The following is a 19,722-nucleotide window of genomic DNA, read 5'->3' as shown; positions in this document are numbered from 1 at the left end:
TATATTTGTTTGAAAAAATAAACATAAATATTATTTCTGCTATCTATTCATATGGCTACAGGTTATTCTAGGAACATTATTCTGCATTTTCAAGCCAAATGACTAACTTCTCATTAGGTCTTATCTTTTCGGAGCCGTTTTTTGATGAAAACCATTAAGGGGGGGCCGCGCAACTGGGGGATAAAGGAAAGTTTCTTTTCTAGTATATTTTTTTTGTTTTTTATTGTTTTTGAAAAATTAAAATAGAAACAACAAACACTATTGTTGTTGTTTTTTAAAATAAACAACAATATTTAAATACTTTCAGGCTCCATAACTATTTGAAAATCATTTTGTTAAATAGGTCATCTATCACAAATAATTCGGCAACTATCACAAATAATTCGGAAAAGTTATCCACATCTATCACAAATAATTCGGAAACCTATCACAAATAATTCGGAACTATCACAAATAATTCGGAGCATAAAATCACTTTATCTATCGCAAATAATTCGGAAAATAGGATAATTAACTATCACAAATAATTCGGAACTATCGCAAATAATTCGGAATAAAAAAATTGGCTAATACTAGATTTTTATTGCACTTATTGAAGGTCTTTTTGAGCATAGTTTTAGCATAACTATCACAAATAATTCGGAAAACTGTTTTGTGCTAATAATTATTTTGAGAACGTCGTTTTTGGGTGTTTTGGAGGCCTTTTGTAGGCATGAAATTTTTACAACTATCACAAAAAGTTCGGAGTTTTTGATTGAAAGTAATTTTTGACTTAAAAAATAAACAGTATCTATCAGTTGTAAAATTAGATATGATAGATATATTTGTACTGCTGTATATTTCTAGGATATTAGATATGCCACCTAAAAAGAAAGAATTACCCATCATCGATTCAGATATTAAGCTCATTCGAAAAGCTAATGAGCTTGTAGAAGCTAGATATAAGTTTGATATCTGGGAGACAAGAGTATTTGCATTTATGCTTACTCTGATTAAGCACGAGGATACAGACTTTAGAGAATATCAAATCAATGCAGGAGATATTGTTCGAGAATTTGGGTTGCATGATTCTGGGCAAGTATATGATAGCATCAAATCGGCAGGTGAAAAGCTGTTAGACAAAAAAGTGGGTATTATCCGAACTTTGGATGATGGTCGCAAAGAACAATTTACTACACACCTAGTAGCTTCTACAGCTACCCCTGAAGAACGCGGGCGAGGAGATTACATCAAGCTGAGTTTTCACCCAGCTCTTAGACCCTTTTTATTGGAGTTGAAGGAACGATATTTGGTATATGATATCAGAAATATTCTGAGCTTGTCGAGTATTTACTCGGTTCGGTTGTTTGAGTTATTGAAGCAGTATCAAAAAATTGGGAAACGAAAGTTTAGGGTAGATGAACTCAAAACGCTTCTTTCGATCGAGCCCAATGAATACCAACTTTATGGTCACTTCAAAGGTTTGATTAAACGAGCAGAAAAAGACTTATTGAAGCATACAGACATTTATTTTACTTTTGAGGAAGATATCCTGAAAAAGAAAGTAGTGGCCATTACCTTCAATATTTTTGATAATCCAAATAACCAGCGAGAAAAAGTAGGCGAAAAAGTAAAGTCCAAAGAAGTAAAGGCGCTAGATGCCAGTACCGAAGAGCTTGAACGCATTTATGCAACGGTGAGTAATTATGTTACTAAAGCCAAAGTCAAAAAATGGCTGAAAGATTTACCGATTGAGCAAATCGAGAAGGGGATTGCGTATACCATCAATTACATAAAGGCTGGTAATACCGTTAATAACATCGGAGGAATGCTCAATACGATGGTGAGCACTCCTAATCTTTACGATAAGTACGAGGTAACAAAAACGAAGGTTAAAAAGGAAGCTAAGAAAGTTCAAGTAAATACGGCCTTGATTGAAGAGAAAAAAGCCGAGCTTCAACATATTTGGCAAGAATATAAAATTAAGGAGGCCGAATTAGTGCAAAAATTATTAAGTCAAAATCCGACCTTACGAGATGATTTGGTGCAGCGAATTCAGGCAAATAATTTTTATGACCCTCAAAAAAGCCTAGATGAAAACTTACAAAGAGACATCATTCAAGGTTTAAAAGTTTCTATTCTTTCCACAATGTCCAAAGAATATAATACTTTGACCCAATATTTCAATACTAAGGTAAAAAAGACGAGAGAAGAACTCCTTGCCTTAGGATACAAAGAATAAATATTAGCAGTATAGGCAAAGCTCAACAAGCTCTGCCTATGACTTTTTCAGGATAAAATCCCTTATTTGTCTGGGCTATATGATTCGTCTGTTGATGTTTGACTATGATTCTCAGAAAACTATAAAAACTGCTTATTTGAGATATCGGCTGTTGGGTTTCGGAAGTGAAAGCTTTTATTTTTTGTGACAAACAGAGGTATTTTACATTATTTCCGACATCAGAAATCCCCAATCTGAAATCGTTAGAATTCCTCTTTGAGGGTTTTGCTGAATCTATCCTTGATAAATCGGTAAGGAAAATTGGAAGATAGCTCCTTGTCCAAACTCTGACTTTACTTGAATTTGCCCTTGCTGTGCTTCGATAAATTGTTTGGCAATCGCCAAGCCCAAACCTGTACCTTTGGGACTATTAGGCGCTTGGAAGTATTTATCAAAAATCCGATCAAGGTATTTGGCATCTATTCCTTTCCCAAAATCCTGTACACCAAAAACCACCTGATTTTGTTCCTGAACAACAGAAATCAAAATTTTACTTTGTACTTCGCTGTAACGAATGGCATTAGTCAAGAGGTTGACTAAAACCCAAGCAGTCTTTTCTGCATCTGCCCATACTTGTGGTAGAGCAGGAGCAAGGTCGATTTGGAATTCAATAGATTTTTGTTGTGCCTGAAAACCAACGGCCATACTAGCATAATCAATAATCTGTATCGGCGAAACGGCCTCGAAAGCTAAATTGATTTTACCACTTTCGACCTGTGTTAAATCCAATAACTCGCCAGTGATACCCAATAAGCGTTGACTTTCGTCTTTGATATTCTGTAATAGTCCTTGTTGCTCTGGATTCAGCTCTCCGATTTTGGGGTTTTCGAGCAAAGACAAACTCATTTTGATAGAGGAAATAGGGGTTTTGAGTTCGTGAGAAATCGTAGCGATAAAGTTAGTCTTGGCAGCATCTAGCTCATGATATTTGGTAATATTTTGGAGAATAATCACTTTTCCTAAGAGTTTTTCTTCATTTTCAACTAAAATCCATTCTTTCGAGAAATAGGATTCTTTTCCACCAGTATATATTTTAATTTCTTGATTATCAGTAGAATGATTTAATAGACTTCTCATCAAATCGCTTTGAAGTGCTACATCTAAGGCTGATTTTCCCACCAATTCCTCTTGGTTGATATGTAGTAAATCCAAAGCAACGGAGTTGACAAATAGAATATGCTGATGGTCGTCTAGCCCAATTACCGCATCATTCAGTTTATTGATAATAGCCTCGATTCTTTTCTTCTCGGAAAGAATTTGAGCCAAACTCGAATGCTCATATTCATCAAGTTTTTGTGCCATTAAGTTAAATGCAGTAGCCAATTCGCCAAACTCATCATTCGAGCTAAAATGCAATCTTTGTTCATAGTTTTTAGCAGTAATGGCTCTAATCCCTTCGGTGAGTTGTTTAATAGGACTGGCCAGATAGGCAGGAAAATTTATGACGAAAGTAAATGAAATCAAAAGGCAAGTGATGGTAATGATTTTCAAGTAGTTAAGTGCCTCTTGAGAAATCATTTGTGCTGCTTCATTTTTTCTAAAAATAGCATTTTGGTTAATGGTTGCTATCTCAAAAAGATGGGCTTTTATACTTGGTAGAAATTGCGTATTATTCTGAGTTTTATATAAATTCCAAACTTTTCTTAATTCGATGGTTTCTTCTTTTTCGCCTTTTTCGGTCAGGTTTTTTTCCTGTTGTTGAAGATTTTTTTCGAAAGTGATCATCGCCAAACTATCTGTTTGTGTATTTAGATCAAGACTTTCTTGCATTTTTTGGACATAACTAATTGATTCATAGTTATCTGTAAGGATATTGGCAGATTCTTCTTTGAGCTGATTGAGATAATACATGCCCATGCCACCAAGCAAGACGATTACCCCGAATAAAAACAAAAGCCCTAGCTGTAATTTGGTTTTGATAGTCATGACAGTAATATTAAATCAATCGGACTCGAAGATAATTTTTTTAGTAATTGGGTAAAGAAGTAGGCAGATTTTATACCTCTAAAACCTTCAATAATTGGTTTGCCCAAGCATATCGTTGAGATTTGTTGCTGCTCTGCAAAACTCATTATCGTATATCCAACATCGTTATGTTTTATTTTGACCACTTCCGCTCCCAATTCCGTGGCCAGTTTGAGATTGTTAATCAAGTGTCTTTGTACGGATAAATCGATTTTATCGCCTGCCTCACTTTCGGCTTGTACATACAAAACAAACCATTTGGCATCATAATAAGAAGCTAGTCGGGCAGTTTTTCGAATAATCATTTTGGCACGGGGGGCATTGGAACTTACGCAAGCCAAAAACCGCTGAGGACTCAGTTTTACGGCGCTTACTTCATGAATCACCTTTCGTTCTACCTGATGTGCTACTTCTTTGAGTGCCAGTTCTCGCAATTGAAGAATATGAGCAGACTGAAAGAAATTTTTGAGTGCTGTTTCAATTTTGGCAGGCTCATATATTTTCCCTTCTTTCAATCTGTCAATCAGTTCGTCGGCAGTAAGGTCAATATTTACTACTTCGTTGGCTTGTTGCAAAATCGCATCAGGAATTCTTTCGGTGACTTCAACCTCGGTTATTTGTTTAATTTCTTGGTTTAAACTTTCGATATGCTGAATATTTACTGCCGAAATCACATTGATTCCAGCGTCTAGTAATTGCACCACATCTTGCCAGCGCTTTTCGTTTTTCGAACCTTCTATATTGCTATGAGCGAGTTCGTCGACAATCACAACTTCTGGATGAATACGCAAAACGCCTTCCAAATCCATTTCTTCCAACAATTTGCCCTTGTAAAATAGCTGTCGCCTCGGAATGATTGGCAAACCATCGAGCAAGGCATGTGTTTCTACACGAAGGTGCGTTTCGACAAAAGCAATTTTGACATCTACCCCATTTTTCAAAAGACTATGCGCCTCTTGAAGCATGCGGTAAGTTTTGCCTACGCCTGCACACATTCCTATGTAAATTTTGAGTTTTCCTCTTTTCGACGCCCTAATCAGTTCCAAGAAATAGGCGGCAGTATTTGAGTCGGACATAAAGGTTGTATTTATAGGGAACAGTATTAAAGGCACAAAGGCACAAAGTGAAGAAAATCTATTAGACACTTTGCCACTTTGTGCCTGTTCCCTTTGTCCCTGATAAAATTAAAACTGCACCGCAATTGAGCTGGTAATAGCTAAATTGTCATTTTTAGGTTGGGATTTTTCGGTGAAAATGGCTGAATTAGCATGATAATTTTTTGCCTCTATTCTGAAAACAGCATTTTCGGCTACTTGATAATCCCAGTTGAGCGAATAACCTGTTACTTGAAAGCCTTCAGGCGTATTCGTTGCAATAATGACCCCATTTTTGTCTTGATAATATTCGTATCGAGCTGCTAGACGCATTTTTGGAGCTAATTGATAACGGACAATCGCCACAGGGGAATACCAATTATTGTAACCATCTGTATTGGCTTTTTGCTGAGAACCGTAATCAAAACCTGCGATGAATCCCCATTTTTCATGTTGATAAATAGCATACAGGTTTGAGAAATAACGTTTTTGACTGATATTATTTATTCCTTCATTACCATAATAGGTGCTCCAATTAAGTGTTAAATTTTCGTTGGGCTTATGAGTAATTTGTGTTCCCAAGCTAACAGTTTGATTTCCATCAAGTCGTTTGATTCGTTGCCAACCATTGAGTGCCAATACGCTGGCTGTCCATTGTTGATTGGGACTGGTATAGCTCAGTTTAGCGCCAGATTCGTAATAAGGTGAGTTTTCGGCTAAAATGCTTCTGGTCAGTGTCCAACAGTCTTTTGAAACAGCGCTTTCGAAACCAATATGCGACGGAAGAATCCCTGCATCGAGCCAAATGTCGTGTTGTTGACTCAATTTTATTCCAACATTTGCTTCAAAAATATGCTGTAACAAAGGACTTTCGGCAGCCATATTATATTGGGCATAAGTACCTGCCATGATGGCTAAATTGGCACGTGTACGGGTGGATGAATAGGCTCCTTTGATGTACGCTAGGTTGATATTGAATTCATTATGACGATTATGATTGTACAAAAAACTAGGACGTAGATGATCGTCGGGTTGGTTGAAATCATAGGCATAATAAGCATCCACATATCCAGACCAAGTGATAGTAGAGTTGTTTGTTTGAGCCAATCCTTTACTCAAAAACATTAGCACTGAGGCACAAATCAATAATAATTTTTTCATGGTTTTGTTTCAAATTGCCTGAGCCATTGAGGCTCAGGCATAGTTGTTTTAAAAGGAACTTACACTAGTTCAAGACTTAGTCTTGGACTTATTTATTGAAACAGTTTTCAAACTGTTACGGACTTGAAATTTCTTATACACAATTTACAACTCACAATTCTACATCAACACTTACAATCTATCCAAAGCCAAATTAAGCTCAAGGACATTCACAAAAGGAGTACCCGCAGGAGATTTTTCGAGGCTATTCATCACTACTTTTTGAATAATTTCGGTAGAATGATTTCTGGCTTTCGCTACTCTAGCAATTTGAACTAAAGCACTTTGTAAAGAAATATGTGGATCAAGTCCGCTGCCTGATGCCGTTAATAATTCGGCTGGAATTTCGTTGGCTTTAACACTTGGATTATGCACTAAAAAAGTATCTCGTCGAGCTTGAACGGTTTGAATATAGTCAGGGTTTGAAGGCCCTTTGTTTGAACCACCCGACACACCCGCATCATAGTTTACTGCTGAAGGACGCCCCCAAAAGTATTTTGCTTGGGTGTAAGATTGTCCTATTTGTCTAACACCAACGATTTTGTCGCGTACTTTAACAAAATCTACATCGCCTTTATTGGGTGTAAATTGAGCGATTCCCAAAACTGCCAAGGGATATATAACTACCAACAAAATAAAGCAAGCAAGGCTTAATTTGATGGCTGTGAAAAGTTGATTTTTCATGGTAATAATTTTTTAGCTGAGTAGACAAAAAGATGAAATCTGCAAAATTTTACCTACTCAATTGTGTAATGTGATATTCAAACTTCAGTTGAAGAGCTGAAATTGAAGTTTAGAGTTTGTTAAACAGCTAAGGGAGAATGAAGAATTATGGATTAAAAAATCACATTCACAACTCACAATTCTTCATTCATATTTAAAACCAAACTGATACCAGCATGTCGAGTAATTTGATACCGATAAAAGGTACAATTACGCCTCCAAAGCCATAGACTAATAAGTTACGTTGTAGCAAAGCCGAAGCACCAATTGGTCGATATTTGACGCCACGCAAGGCCAATGGAATCAAAATTGGAATAATGAGGGCGTTGAAAATTACTGCTGACAAAATAGCACTTTCGGGCGAATGCAAACGCATGATATTCAAAGATTGCAAAGCTGGAATACTTGCTACAAACAAAGCAGGTACAATCGCAAAATATTTGGCTACGTCATTGGCAATCGAGAAAGTCGTAAGCGTACCGCGCGTCATCAACAATTGTTTACCAATTTCTACAATTTCGATTAATTTGGTTGGGTCATTGTCCAAATCCACCATATTACTTGCCTCTTTGGCTGCGGCAGTACCCGAGTTCATCGCTACACCTACATCGGCTTGGGCTAGGGCAGGGGCATCGTTGGTACCATCACCCATCATGGCTACAAGTTTACCGCTAGCTTGTTCGGCTTTGATATAGTTCATTTTATCCTCGGGTTTTGCTTCTGCGATAAAATCGTCTACGCCTGCTTTTTGAGCAATATATTTGGCCGTCAATGGGTTATCTCCTGTTACCATAACAGTTTTTACACCCATTTTTCTCAAACGTTCAAAACGTTCTTGGATACCTGTTTTGATAATATCTTGTAATTCGATAATACCTAAAACTTGCTGATTTTGAGCCACTACCAAAGGTGTACCGCCATTACTGGCAATACTTTTGGTTCTTTCCACTACCTCTTCAGGAAAAGAATTTCCAGCTTTTTCAACCCAATTTTTGATAGAATCCATAGCACCTTTTCTGATACTTATATTGCCTAAATCCACACCAGAAGCACGAGTTTCGGCGGTAAAAGGAATGGCTTTGGCTTCCATCGGCAATTTAGGAATTGTATAGCCAATTTGACTAGCCAATTCTATAACCGATTTCCCTTCTGGGGTTTCATCTACCAATGAGCTCAAAACGACCGCCTCAACAAAGTCTTCCGTTTTTTGATTAGGAGCAGGGTAAAAATGCGTGGCTTTACGGTTACCAATAGTAATAGTACCTGTTTTGTCCAATAATAAAACATCTATATCTCCCGCAGTTTCAACAGCTTTACCCGACTTGGTAATCACATTGGCACGCAATGCTCTGTCCATCCCTGCTATACCTATGGCTGATAAAAGTCCTCCAATGGTAGTCGGAATCAAACATACAAAAAGAGAGATATAAGCCGCAATCGTGATAGGCGTATTGGCATAGTCAGCAAATGGCTTTAGACTCACACATACGATGATAAAAATTAAGGTAAAACCAGCCAACAAGATAGTCAAGGCGATTTCGTTGGGTGATTTCTGACGAGAGGCACCTTCTACCAAAGCAATCATTTTATCCAAAAAACTCTCGCCAGGTTGTGTTGTTACTCGTACTTTGATTTTATCAGAAAGTACTTTTGTACCACCTGTTACCGAAGATTTATCGCCACCTGCCTCACGAATTACTGGCGCAGATTCACCCGTAATGGCTGATTCGTCTATGGTTGCCAAGCCTTCAATAATCTCCCCATCGCTTGGAATTATGTCGCCTGCTTCGCAAATGAATACATCTCCTTTAGTCAAACTCGATGAACTTACCGATTGTATTTGGTCGTTTTTGAGCAATTTGGCTGGCGTTTCCTCACGAGTTTTACGTAAAGATTCTGCTTGTGCTTTGCCACGTGCTTCGGCGATAGCCTCAGCAAAATTGGCAAATAATAAGGTCAGAAAAAGCACAAAAAATACAATAGCATTATAGACAAACGAACCTTGGTCGGGCTGAGAAATACTATAAATACTTACCAAAAACATCACCACCGTACCGATTTCAACCGTAAACATGACGGGGTTGTGGTACATTTGTTTGGGACTGAGTTTTGAAAATGCTGCTGATAAAGCTTCTTTTACCATTTTTTGGGTAAAAAGCGCATTGGATGTCGTTTTCATATTATTGATTGAGTGTTGGGATAAAAATTTATCTGAACTCAAGTTTTATTTCAAAGAAAAATGTTCTGCTAATGGACCGAGCGTTAAGGCTGGGAAGAAGGCAAGGGCTACAAGGATTAAAATTACGGCAAACATCAGGATACCAAAGGTCAGTGTATCAAGCTGTAAAGTTCCTGCACCAGAGGGAATATGCTTTTTCTTCGCCAAAATTCCTGCAATAGCCACTGGACCAATAATAGGGATATATCTACTCAAAATCAGGACAATACCTGTTGAGATATTCCAGAATGGCGTATTGTCACCTAATCCTTCAAAACCTGAGCCGTTGTTCGCCGCAGATGAGGTGTATTCATAAAGCATTTCTGAGAAGCCATGGAATCCGGGGTTATTGAGCCAACCAATATCGGGTTTTTGATGTGCCACATAGGAGGCTATGGCTGTTCCTAACAAAATCAAGAAAGGGTGCAAAAGTGCGATGAGCGTGGCAATTTTCATTTCTCGTGCTTCAATCTTTTTCCCAAACAATTCAGGGGTACGACCTACCATCAAACCTGCAATGAATACGGCAATGATGATGAATACATAAAAGTTAAGAAAACCTACACCTACGCCTCCATAAAGTGCATTGATCATCATGCCAAGTAGCGCACTCATGCCCGTCAATGGCATCAAACTATCGTGCATCGCATTGACCGAACCGTTAGAGGTAACCGTTGTAATAATAGCCCAGTAAGTAGAAAGAGTTGTTCCAAAACGAGTTTCTTTTCCTTCCATATTTCCCAAATTTTGAGCAACTCCCAAGTGGTCAACAGCTGGATTACCTTGCCATTCGAAATATAAGGCAGGAGCTATAAGCGCCAAGAAACCTACGGTCATTACCCCAAAAATTACCCAAGCTAATTTTTTACGATTGAGATAAAATCCTAAGGCAAAGACCATTGCAATAGGAATCAAGATAATACTGATACTTTCAACGGCATTACTCCAATAGGTTGGATTTTCGAGCGGGTGACTTGAGTTTGCACCAAAGAACCCACCACCATTAGTCCCTAATTGCTTGATAGCGACCATTGCCGCTGCTGGTCCACGAGCCACTTGTACGGTATTGCCCTCCAATGTATGGATACTGGCTTTGCCCTCAATATTCATCGGAACACCTTCGAAAAGAAGCAAACTTGCTACGATCAAAGCTAACGGTAACAAAATACGTGTGTTCGATTGAATGAAATAGGTGTAGAAGTTACCTAGTTTTTGGCTTGTTTGCTCACGCATTGCTTTGAACACCACAGCACAAGCAGCCATACCAGTTGCGGCTGTCACAAATTGTAAAAACATCAAGCAGGTGATTTGTCCTAGATATGACATTCCTGTTTCGCCTGAATAATGTTGTAAGTTACAGTTTACCAAAAACGATACTGCTGTATTAAATGCCAAATCGGGCGACATAGAAGGATTATGATCGGGATTCCACGGAAGCCATCCTTGGTTCATCAAAATAAACATAGCAAACAAAAACCAAATGAGGTTGATGCTCAAAAGTGCTTTCAAACTTTCTTGCCATGTCATTTCGAGCTTGGGATTGATTCCGCCAATTTTATAAAAAAGTCTTTCCATGCCTCCGAATATCTTGTCACTCCAATGCGGAGCACCTGTATAAATGGCAGAAATGTATTTTCCTAAAGGCCATGCCAGTAAAATTGTCAGTACAAAGGTGGCAATGATGCCTAATAAATCAGTTTCCATGTTGGGTAATAGGGATTTTCAAAATTGAGCGTTTTCCTACAATTGCGATAGTTGATTGTTAGGCTAAAATTTTTCAGGTTTTAATAAAACATAAAACAAATAGCCAAAAACGGCGATGGATAAAACCAGCAATAGCGTCATCATGATGAATAGGGTTTTGTGTATTAAATTTTTTCAAAAAAATCTATCGTCCAATCGAATAGATAGAAGGCCAAAAGACCTAAAAGCACGAGAATGATGGTAAGTAGCATTTTTTTAGGGTTTTTAATTGTTCTTTGCTACTAGGTGTGCCAAAGTCTATTCCAATTCTGCAATTTTTATAATAAATTGCTTGTAATAAACTGATTTACAGTTGTTTATTTTTATGATTTTTGTTTTGTGGACTTTTTGGATAAATAAAAACCCTTCCAAAATGAAAGGGTTTTTTCCAAAATGGAAATGATGATGAATCCAGAAGAGGGTATGTATCATGCTGCATTAGCGGTGTATGATGGACTGACAAGCCCAACCATTTCTAAAATCAGCAATTCCAAATATGCATGAGTGTGCTCTGTTTTTGGGTAAAAAAGTATGCTTGAAGTCAATAGAAGTACTTCGAACCTATGATTTCCTCGATCAGCAGATTATTTTCCTAGCATTACCCGATATAATATATCCAAAATCAACTAAAAGATGATGTGAAAAGAATGAATAGATTCCCAGAAAAGGAGTTGCCTGCTATGGATGATTCAGGACAATACAGTATTACGATTCCCAGATGAAATGTAATTTTATCTAATAAAATATTTGGGTATTACGATATTGTTTTGACCTTTAGAAGTAATAAGGTTCATCAATATCAAACTATTTCTGTCATTTCATGAACAACAAACTATTGACATACTTGTTGACTAACAAGCTTTTAGTAATCTTATTCTTGGCTTTGTGTTGTATCACTTCTGCTTGTTTTCTGAGAAATGGAAGCAGTGCATCGGCTGATGCCATCGCAGGGGAGATAGATTATAATTACCATATTCGCCCCATTCTTTCCGATCGCTGTTTTCAATGCCATGGACCCGATGCCAACAAAAGAGAGGCTGATTTACGTTTAGATACCGAAGAAGCCGCCTACGCTGGTCTGAAAGATAACCCCAAATTTCATGCTATCGTGCCAGGAAAGCCCCATGAGTCGGCGGTATGGTTGCGTATTGTCACAAAAGATACTGCTGATATCATGCCTCCATTAAACTCAAATCTTAAATTGACAGAGCAAGAAATTACCTTAATTGAGAAATGGATTAAGCAAGGAGCCAAGTATAAACCTCATTGGGCATTTACAGTACCTCAAAAACCTCAGTTTCCCAAAGTCAATGATACGAATTGGCCTCAAAGCCCGATTGATTATTTTACTTTGGCAAAAATGGAAGAAAATGGGCTAAAACCTAACGAAGAAGCCGATAAAGAAAGGCTCTTAAAAAGGTTATGCCTAGACATTACAGGACTTCCTCCTTCGCTCGAACTACAAGACCGTTTCTTGAAGGATACTTCGCCTAATGCCTATGAAAAACTTGTGAATGAATTACTTACGTCGCCACATTATGGTGAAAAAATGGCGATTTCATGGCTAGACGTTGCTCGCTATGCCGACTCGCATGGCTATCAGGACGATGGTTTAAGAACTATGTGGCCTTGGCGTGATTGGGTTATTCATGCTTTTAACAAAAATTATAGCTACAGCAAGTTTTTAACATGGCAATTAGCTGGTGATGTTATTGTCAAAAATCAAAAAGGCAATCTACAAAATCCACGCATGAAGGAGGCTGTATTGGCCACAGGGTTCAACCGTAATCATAAAATTACGCAAGAAGGTGGTGTTATTGATGAGGAATACCGTGTCGAATATGTGACTGATCGTACCAATACTTTTGGAAAAACCTTTTTAGCATTAACTTATGAATGCGCCAAATGTCATGACCATAAGTATGACCCAATCAAACAAAAAGACTATTACAGTGCGTTTGCCTTTTTCAACCAAGTGCCAGAAAAAGGTTTATTTGGTACCATTGATGCCTCTTTTGCTGACCCCCCAAACCTTAAATTGACGAGTAAGGATGTAAAACGTATTTTGAATTTTATCAATAAAAGAGATACCGCCGATGTTTCGGTAATGGTCATGCAAGATGCGGATACCCTGCGAAAAACGCATGTATTGAATCGTGGAAATTATGACCAGCCTTCTGAGCTTGTTGAGGCACAAATGCCCAAATTTTTACTTTCTTTTGACCCTAAAAAATATCCTAAAAACCGTCTTGGCTTAGCGCAGTGGCTTACAGATGAGAAAAATCCCCTTACCGCAAGAGTCTTTGTCAATCGAATATGGCAGGAGTTTTTTGGCCGTGGGATAGTCAAAACTGTAGGGGATTTTGGTATGCAAGGCGAGTTGCCGTCTCACCCTCAGTTACTCGACTGGCTTGCTGTAGATTTTCGTACTAACCAATGGAATATCAAGCGCTTGGTAAAGCAAATCGTGATGTCGGCAACTTACAAGCAATCCGCTGTTATCACCAAAGAACATTTGGCCAAAGATCCTGAAAATATTTTGCTGGCTCGTGCGCCTCGTATGCGTCTCTCAGCCGAGTTGGTTCGTGATTTTGTGCTCACAACAAGTGGTTTGCTGAGTCCAATGATTGGAGGTCCAAGTGTAAAACCTTATCAGCCTAAAGGACTATGGGAAGTAGCCACATCGGGACGAGGAAGTCTCAAAAGTTATATACAAGACCATGGCGATAGTCTTTACCGAAGAGGAATGTATGTATTTATCAAACGTACTGTTCCACCGCCTTCTATGTTGATTTTTGATGCTTCAAATCGAGACCAATGCGAAGTAAAACGCTCCAGAACCAACACGCCACTACAAGCATTAGTGATGCTAAATGACCCTGTCATTTTGGAATCGGCTAGAGTATTAGCAGAAAAAATAGCTCTTGAAAACAATACTGATGATGATAAAATCAAAAAGGCATTTCGTACTGTCCTCTGTCGAAATGGAAAGGAGAAAGAATTAGCGGTATTTGAAAAATATTTTACCAGTGAAAAAGAAGTTTTTAGTCAAAATCCTCAAAAAGCACTGAAACTCTTGAAAGTAGGAGAGAAGCCTTCTTTGCTGGCATCGGCAAAAACAAAAGACAAGACCAATTTACGTCCTACGGCCGCTGCTTTGATGCAGTCGGTGCTTATGATGTATAACCTAGAAGAAGCAATTATGAAATAAGCTTTCGGCATTCGGCTATGGGCACTTGGCAGAAATGTTTCTTCGATTTTCTGGAAACGTTTAGCTGTCAATTTTTTTGCCTTGGACTCCTTTGTTAAATATCCTTTTGTACTAGTAGAAAATCGTGCAAAATAAGATTTAAGTTATGTGTTTAGGCACTAGACAACAGGCACAAGGCAAAGAGTGTTAATGTGTTTTTTAGTAATTACAGATATGTTTTGCCGAAAGCCCATTGCTGAAAGTCGTAAGCTCAAAAATTCAATTTTATTTTGTCCACTAACTTAATCAACAGAATATAGCACCCAATCATAGAAGATGAATAAGAATGAATTTATAGAAAATCGTCTAAATATCAACCGCAGACACTTCATGGGAAAAATAGCTGCGGGTATTGGTGGACTTGCGCTAGGCTCGCTGTTAGTACCAGATTTGTTTAGAGGTTCGGCTGATGACGCCGAAAGTTTACCTCTAGGAATTGCACATTTTGCCCCAAAAGCAAAACGTGTGATTTACCTATTTCAAAATGGTGCTCCTTCACAATACGAAAGTTTTGAGTACAAGCCCTTACTCAACAAAATGGCGGGTCAAGAATTACCTGCTTCTATTCGTATGGGGCAACGTTTAACGGGAATGACGTCCAGTCAGGCTAAATTTCCCTTGGTGGGGTCTTACTTTAAATTTGCGCAATATGGTCAATCAGGTATGTGGATGAGTGAGTTGTTTCCTAATATCGCCAATATTGCAGATGACATTTGTATGATTAAAACCATGAATACTGAGGCTATTAATCACGACCCAGCTCTTACCTTTATGCAAACTGGCGCACAACAAGGCAATCGTCCGAGTATGGGTTCATGGGTGAGCTACGGCCTTGGGAGTGAAAATAAAAACTTACCAGCATTTTCGGTTCTATTATCAAGAGGAAAAGGAAACGGACAGGGGGTATATTCTAAGCTTTGGTCGAATGGATTTTTAGACTCAACCCATCAAGGTGTGGTATTTAGTAGCGGCGAGGACCCTATCTTGTATCTCAATAACCCTGCTAATTCGGATAGAGCTTCGCATCGTAAAATGTTAGATCATCTGGCAGAGCTCAACAATATGGCTTACGATGATTTTGGCGATCCTGAAATTAAAGCTAAAGTACAGCAATATGAAATGGCATATCGCATGCAAACGGCTGTTCCTGAACTAACTGACTTAAGTAAAGAGCCTGACTATATTGTCAAAATGTATGGCCCAGAATGTCTTGTTCCTGGTACATTTGCGGCGAATTGTCTTTTAGCTCGTAAACTTTCGGAAGCTGGCGTTCGTTTTGTTCAGCTCTACCATCAGGGTTGGGATCAACATGGTAATCTGGTTGGTGAAATGCCGATGCAAGCCATGGACACAGATCGTGCTTCAGCTGCCTTGATTACTGACCTCAAACAAAGAGGCTTACTTGACGAAACTCTTGTGATTTGGGGTGGCGAATTTGGCCGTACTAACTATGTTCAGGGTACAGCTTCAAAGGATAACTATGGTCGCGATCACCATCCAAGGGCCTATTGCACCTTTATGGCTGGCGGTGGCGTAAAGCCGGGCACTGTGTATGGTGAAACGGATGATTTTGGATATAATATTGTCAAAGATCCTGTGCATATCAACGACTTCCATGCGACTATTATGCATTTGATGGGTATCAATCACGAAAAGCTTACTTACAAGCATTTGGGTCGTCGCTATCGACTTACCGATTTAGCAGGTAAAGTATTGCCAGGATTGATGGCTTAGTATGAGTGCTGAATTAGATCTAAGTAGTCAGGCAATAGGCATTAGGCAAATAGTTTTAAAATGTTTTTTAATAACTACAGTGATGTTTTTTTCCAAAGCCTACCGCCGAAAGCTGTTACCTGAAAGCCCAATACACAACAAGGTTGTTGTGTATTCCAAAACCCATTTTCTTTCTAAATATTGACTCATTTACATGTCTCGTTTTCAGCATATACTTTCATATTTACTTTTTGCACTGCATATTTTATTGCTATTCTTGCTTCTTTTTCAAGAAAAAGTAAATATTCCTATCGGATTTCAAACCATAGGTCGAATGCACCCTATGGTTTTACATTTACCTATTGGACTACTATTAATCACAGGGTTATTTTGGTTTTGTAAGCAAGAGTTTGAAGGAGAAAATTTTCCTAAACTCTTTAGATTTGTGCTAGCTATTACGGCTATTACTGCAAATATTGCTGCCCTAATGGGTTTCTTTTTGTCAAAGGAAGAAGGTTATACCGCAAGTCTACTTACTTGGCATAAATACGGAGGTATCGTATTAAGTTTTTTGTGTTATGGACTTTGGATGATATACCAACCTACGGTCAAGACACGCGTTTTTACTTCGGTTTTGTGCCTAAGTTTAGTTGTATTGCTAGTCACAGGGCATTATGGCGCCAGTTTGACTCATGGCGAGGACTATCTATTTCCTGATAATAAAGAAGAAACTGAGCTTGTGTTTACCGAAGATACGCCCATTTTCGAAGCGGTCATTCAGCCTATTTTAAAAGAAAAATGCTATCAATGCCACAATGAACAAAAAACTAAAGGTGGCTTACTGATGACAACCCTAGCAGGATTAAAGCAAGGCGGGAAAAATGGCCCCATTTGGATGAGTGGTAACGCATTGCAAAGCCATTTGATTGAACGTGCTAATTTGCCTCTTGAGGATAAGAAACACATGCCTCCTAAGGGCAAAACTCAGCTTACGCCTGAAGAAATTGCGGTACTTAGCGCTTGGATTAATGATGGAACAGACACCAAAAAGACACTTAAACAATTGGCTGTTAATAGTCCCATAAAAGCGTATTGGGAGAAAAATAAGAAAAACCAGTCGTCCATGACGGAAGTTGCTTACGATTTTGAGCCAGCGAACGAACAAACGCTCCAGAAGCTCAATACGCCTTTTAGAGTGATTTTTCCATTGGCAAATGGTTCTCCAGCTTTACAAGCTGATTTCTTTGTGCGTCAAGCCTTCAAAAAGGAACAATTAAGCGAGCTAGCCGACATCAAAGAGCAATTAGTGGTGCTAAATGTATCCAATATGCCCATTACAAACGAGGATCTCAAAACCATAGGACAATTTGAACATTTAGAAAAACTCGTTTTAAATAATACCGACATTACTGGCGAAAATTTGTCAAGTCTACAAGGCTTAACCAATTTAAAATCTTTGTCTTTATCAGGTACAAAACAGAGTAAAAGTTCCCTAGCTCAATTGGCAAAGTTACCAGCTCTCAATCAAGTGTACGTTTGGAATACTTCGCTTACCGAATTGGAGGTGAATGAAATACAAAAGCAGTTTCCTGCTATTCACTTTGAAAAAGGGTATATTCCTACCGATACAGAAATGCTTAAGCTCACGCCTCCAATCCTTGAGAATGAAGATTTTGTGCTTAGTAAACCTACGCTCATTTCATTCAAACATCCCTTGAAAGGTGTTACGATCCGATATACTGTTAATGGGCAACAACCCGACTCATTGAATTCTCCTGTATACCAAAAGCCCTTTGAACTTAATACTTATACAATACTCAAAGCAAAGGCTGTCAAAGCGCATTGGTACGCCAGCGATGTGGTTGAGTACGTCTTTTTCAAAGGAAAATATCATCCTAAAAGTGTAGAATTAATTAATCAGCCAAATCCTCAATATATGGGTGAAGGAGGAAGTACCCTGATAAATTTGAAAAAGGGTGACGCCAACGACTTTAAAAATAAGGCTTGGTTAGGTTATCGTGAAAAACCTTTTGAAGCGCTTTTTACTTTTGACAAACCAACGCCCATCCAGTCGGTAATGCTTAGTATTGGACGAAATTTGGGAGGTTTTATATTTCCTCCTACTTCTATCGAAATATGGGCAGGCAACAGTAAAAGTAGTTTACAATTAGTACAAAAAATCAATCCCACTCAGCCTTTGAAAGACGGTCCTGTGCGTATTGAACCAATCGAGGTAACTTTAAAAGCGGGTAATTATTCTTTTATTAAAGTTATCGCTCGACCTGTAACCAAACTTCCTAGTTGGCATAATGGCAAAGGACAACCGGGATGGGTATTTATTGATGAAGTGTTTTTTAACTAATCTTTGAAAACCCTCTCAAAGTTATCCTAGTAATAGCATTGCCTACCATGACAAGCTATCAAAATGCGTTTAAACAACCTATGGCTATAATATTTTGGAAGTATCTTTATAATAACAGATGTGTCTGTGGAGACGTATCTCTGATTAATGGCACAATTTTATATTGACTATTACTTTTACTAAATTTGATTTTATGTCCTTACTTGTTTAGGATTTTCTTGAATCATTATAGCTATCTCTATGAATTATACATTACATCAATTGCAGGTGTTCCTGATGATTAGTAAAACCAAAAGCGTGACAAAAGCCGCTGAGGAATTACATTTGAGTCAGCCCGCTGTTTCTATACAATTAAAAAACTTACAAGACCAATTCGCTATTCCGCTTACAGAAGTGGTTGGTCGTAAGTTGTTTATTACAGATTTTGGAAAAGAAATTGCCATTGCTGCTGAACGAATTCTATCAGAAGTATATGCTATAAACCATAAAACAGCCGCCTTTAAAGGGCAATTGGTGGGTCAACTCAAAATATCTGTTGTTTCTACAGGAAAGTATGTCATTCCGTATTTTCTGAATGACTTCATGAGTCAACATGACGGAATTGAACTAAAATTGGATGTTACCAACAAAGTGAAGGTAGTGGAAAGTCTCGAACAAAACGACGTAGATTTTTCTTTGGTATCGGTATTGCCCGACCACCTACAAATTGAAAAGGTTGAACTCATGCCCAATAAACTATTTTTAGTTGGGAATACACGCCAAGCTTTTGAGAGGAAACTCTACGATACCTCTGTTTTGGGAACTTTACCCCTTATATATCGCGAGCAAGGTTCAGGAACCAGACATGTGATGGAGAAATTTGTGCAGGCCAATATGCTTCCTATTCATAAAAAAATGGAATTGACTTCCAATGAAGCGGTAAAACAAGCGGTTTTGGCAGGTTTGGGATATTCGGTTATGCCTTTGATTGGTCTTAAAAATGAATTATCGATGGGCGATGTTCAAATTATTCCTGTCAAAGGATTTCCTATTCAAAGTATTTGGCACCTAATTTGGATGAAAGGCAAGAACTTTTCGCCTGTAGCAAAAGCTTTCTTAGAATTTATCCATCAAGAAAAAGATCGAATTATTCAGGAAAAATTTGATTGGTGCAATAAGTATTAGTTTTGAATGGTGAATTGTGAATCAGAACTG

General features: G+C 38.2%; 12 protein-coding genes. 5 read left to right on the top strand and 7 right to left on the bottom strand.

What is annotated here, in order from left to right; translation table 11 throughout:
• Window positions 1-811 precede the first annotated feature (811 nt).
• Complete coding sequence (locus tag QM524_RS20595; protein ID WP_141234807.1) at window positions 812-2,221, top strand: replication initiation protein; 1,410 nt, start codon at window positions 812-814, stop codon at window positions 2,219-2,221.
• Window positions 2,222-2,494: 273 nt separating this feature from the next.
• Here the strand turns inward: QM524_RS20595 and QM524_RS20590 are convergent, their stop codons facing one another.
• From QM524_RS20590 to kdpF, 7 genes are all read right to left on the bottom strand, one after another.
• Window positions 2,495-4,186 carry a sensor histidine kinase gene (locus QM524_RS20590; RefSeq protein WP_283346002.1) on the bottom strand — a complete coding sequence of 564 codons (1,692 nt, stop codon included), beginning with the start codon at window positions 4,184-4,186 and terminating at the stop codon, window positions 2,495-2,497.
• Window positions 4,183-5,301 carry a sensor protein KdpD gene (locus tag QM524_RS20585; RefSeq protein ID WP_283346001.1) on the bottom strand — a complete coding sequence of 373 codons (1,119 nt, stop codon included), beginning with the start codon at window positions 5,299-5,301 and terminating at the stop codon, window positions 4,183-4,185. Before QM524_RS20585 ends, QM524_RS20590 begins: the two co-directional genes overlap by 4 nt.
• A gap of 108 nt (window positions 5,302-5,409) precedes the next feature.
• On the bottom strand, window positions 5,410-6,480 hold the full coding sequence (locus QM524_RS20580) for a porin (RefSeq protein ID WP_283346000.1): 1,071 nt from the start codon (window positions 6,478-6,480) through the stop codon (window positions 5,410-5,412).
• A 171-nt stretch (window positions 6,481-6,651) separates the two neighbouring features.
• Window positions 6,652-7,203, bottom strand: coding sequence for a K(+)-transporting ATPase subunit C (gene kdpC / locus QM524_RS20575; protein ID WP_283345999.1), 552 nt, complete (start codon window positions 7,201-7,203; stop codon window positions 6,652-6,654).
• A 193-nt stretch (window positions 7,204-7,396) separates the two neighbouring features.
• Entirely contained in the window at window positions 7,397-9,421 is a 2,025-nt protein-coding gene (gene kdpB / locus QM524_RS20570) for a potassium-transporting ATPase subunit KdpB (protein ID WP_283345998.1), read from the bottom strand.
• A gap of 45 nt (window positions 9,422-9,466) precedes the next feature.
• Window positions 9,467-11,164, bottom strand: coding sequence for a potassium-transporting ATPase subunit KdpA (gene kdpA, locus QM524_RS20565; RefSeq protein WP_283345997.1), 1,698 nt, complete (start codon window positions 11,162-11,164; stop codon window positions 9,467-9,469).
• Window positions 11,165-11,227: 63 nt separating this feature from the next.
• Window positions 11,228-11,305, bottom strand: coding sequence for a K(+)-transporting ATPase subunit F (kdpF, locus tag QM524_RS26045; protein WP_374761205.1), 78 nt, complete (start codon window positions 11,303-11,305; stop codon window positions 11,228-11,230).
• Between the two features lie 718 nt (window positions 11,306-12,023).
• On the opposite strand from kdpF, the gene QM524_RS20560 reads away from it, so the two are divergent.
• From QM524_RS20560 to QM524_RS20545, 4 genes are all read left to right on the top strand, one after another.
• A complete protein-coding gene (locus QM524_RS20560; protein WP_283345996.1) occupies window positions 12,024-14,414 on the top strand; it encodes a PSD1 and planctomycete cytochrome C domain-containing protein in 2,391 nt (796 codons plus the stop codon).
• Window positions 14,415-14,783: 369 nt separating this feature from the next.
• Entirely contained in the window at window positions 14,784-16,187 is a 1,404-nt protein-coding gene (locus QM524_RS20555) for a DUF1501 domain-containing protein (protein WP_388047496.1), read from the top strand.
• A gap of 193 nt (window positions 16,188-16,380) precedes the next feature.
• Window positions 16,381-18,528, top strand: coding sequence for an FN3 associated domain-containing protein (locus tag QM524_RS20550; RefSeq protein WP_283345994.1), 2,148 nt, complete (start codon window positions 16,381-16,383; stop codon window positions 18,526-18,528).
• A 240-nt stretch (window positions 18,529-18,768) separates the two neighbouring features.
• Window positions 18,769-19,692 carry a LysR family transcriptional regulator gene (locus QM524_RS20545; protein ID WP_283345993.1) on the top strand — a complete coding sequence of 308 codons (924 nt, stop codon included), beginning with the start codon at window positions 18,769-18,771 and terminating at the stop codon, window positions 19,690-19,692.
• Window positions 19,693-19,722 lie beyond the last annotated feature (30 nt).

It is taken from the genome of Flectobacillus roseus, assembly GCF_030056595.1.
Classification (GTDB): Bacteria; Bacteroidota; Bacteroidia; order Cytophagales; family Spirosomataceae; genus Flectobacillus; species Flectobacillus roseus.
Note: the sequence above shows the minus strand (reverse complement) of the source record. Positions and strands in the feature narration are given on the sequence as shown.

Excerpts from the sequence above, each read along its gene's own strand:
- QM524_RS20545 (WP_283345993.1), top strand. The coding sequence starts at position 18,769 with ATGAATTATACATTACATCAATTGCAGGTGTTCCTGATGATTAGTAAA.
- kdpB (WP_283345998.1), bottom strand. The coding sequence starts at position 9,421 with ATGAAAACGACATCCAATGCGCTTTTTACCCAAAAAATGGTAAAAGAA.
- QM524_RS20555 (WP_388047496.1), top strand. The coding sequence starts at position 14,784 with ATGGGAAAAATAGCTGCGGGTATTGGTGGACTTGCGCTAGGCTCGCTG.
- QM524_RS20585 (WP_283346001.1), bottom strand. The coding sequence starts at position 5,301 with ATGTCCGACTCAAATACTGCCGCCTATTTCTTGGAACTGATTAGGGCG.
- kdpF (WP_374761205.1), bottom strand. The coding sequence starts at position 11,305 with ATGACGCTATTGCTGGTTTTATCCATCGCCGTTTTTGGCTATTTGTTT.
- QM524_RS20595 (WP_141234807.1), top strand. The coding sequence starts at position 812 with ATGATAGATATATTTGTACTGCTGTATATTTCTAGGATATTAGATATG.
- kdpC (WP_283345999.1), bottom strand. The coding sequence starts at position 7,203 with ATGAAAAATCAACTTTTCACAGCCATCAAATTAAGCCTTGCTTGCTTT.
- QM524_RS20590 (WP_283346002.1), bottom strand. The coding sequence starts at position 4,186 with ATGACTATCAAAACCAAATTACAGCTAGGGCTTTTGTTTTTATTCGGG.
- QM524_RS20580 (WP_283346000.1), bottom strand. The coding sequence starts at position 6,480 with ATGAAAAAATTATTATTGATTTGTGCCTCAGTGCTAATGTTTTTGAGT.
- QM524_RS20550 (WP_283345994.1), top strand. The coding sequence starts at position 16,381 with ATGTCTCGTTTTCAGCATATACTTTCATATTTACTTTTTGCACTGCAT.
- kdpA (WP_283345997.1), bottom strand. The coding sequence starts at position 11,164 with ATGGAAACTGATTTATTAGGCATCATTGCCACCTTTGTACTGACAATT.
- QM524_RS20560 (WP_283345996.1), top strand. The coding sequence starts at position 12,024 with ATGAACAACAAACTATTGACATACTTGTTGACTAACAAGCTTTTAGTA.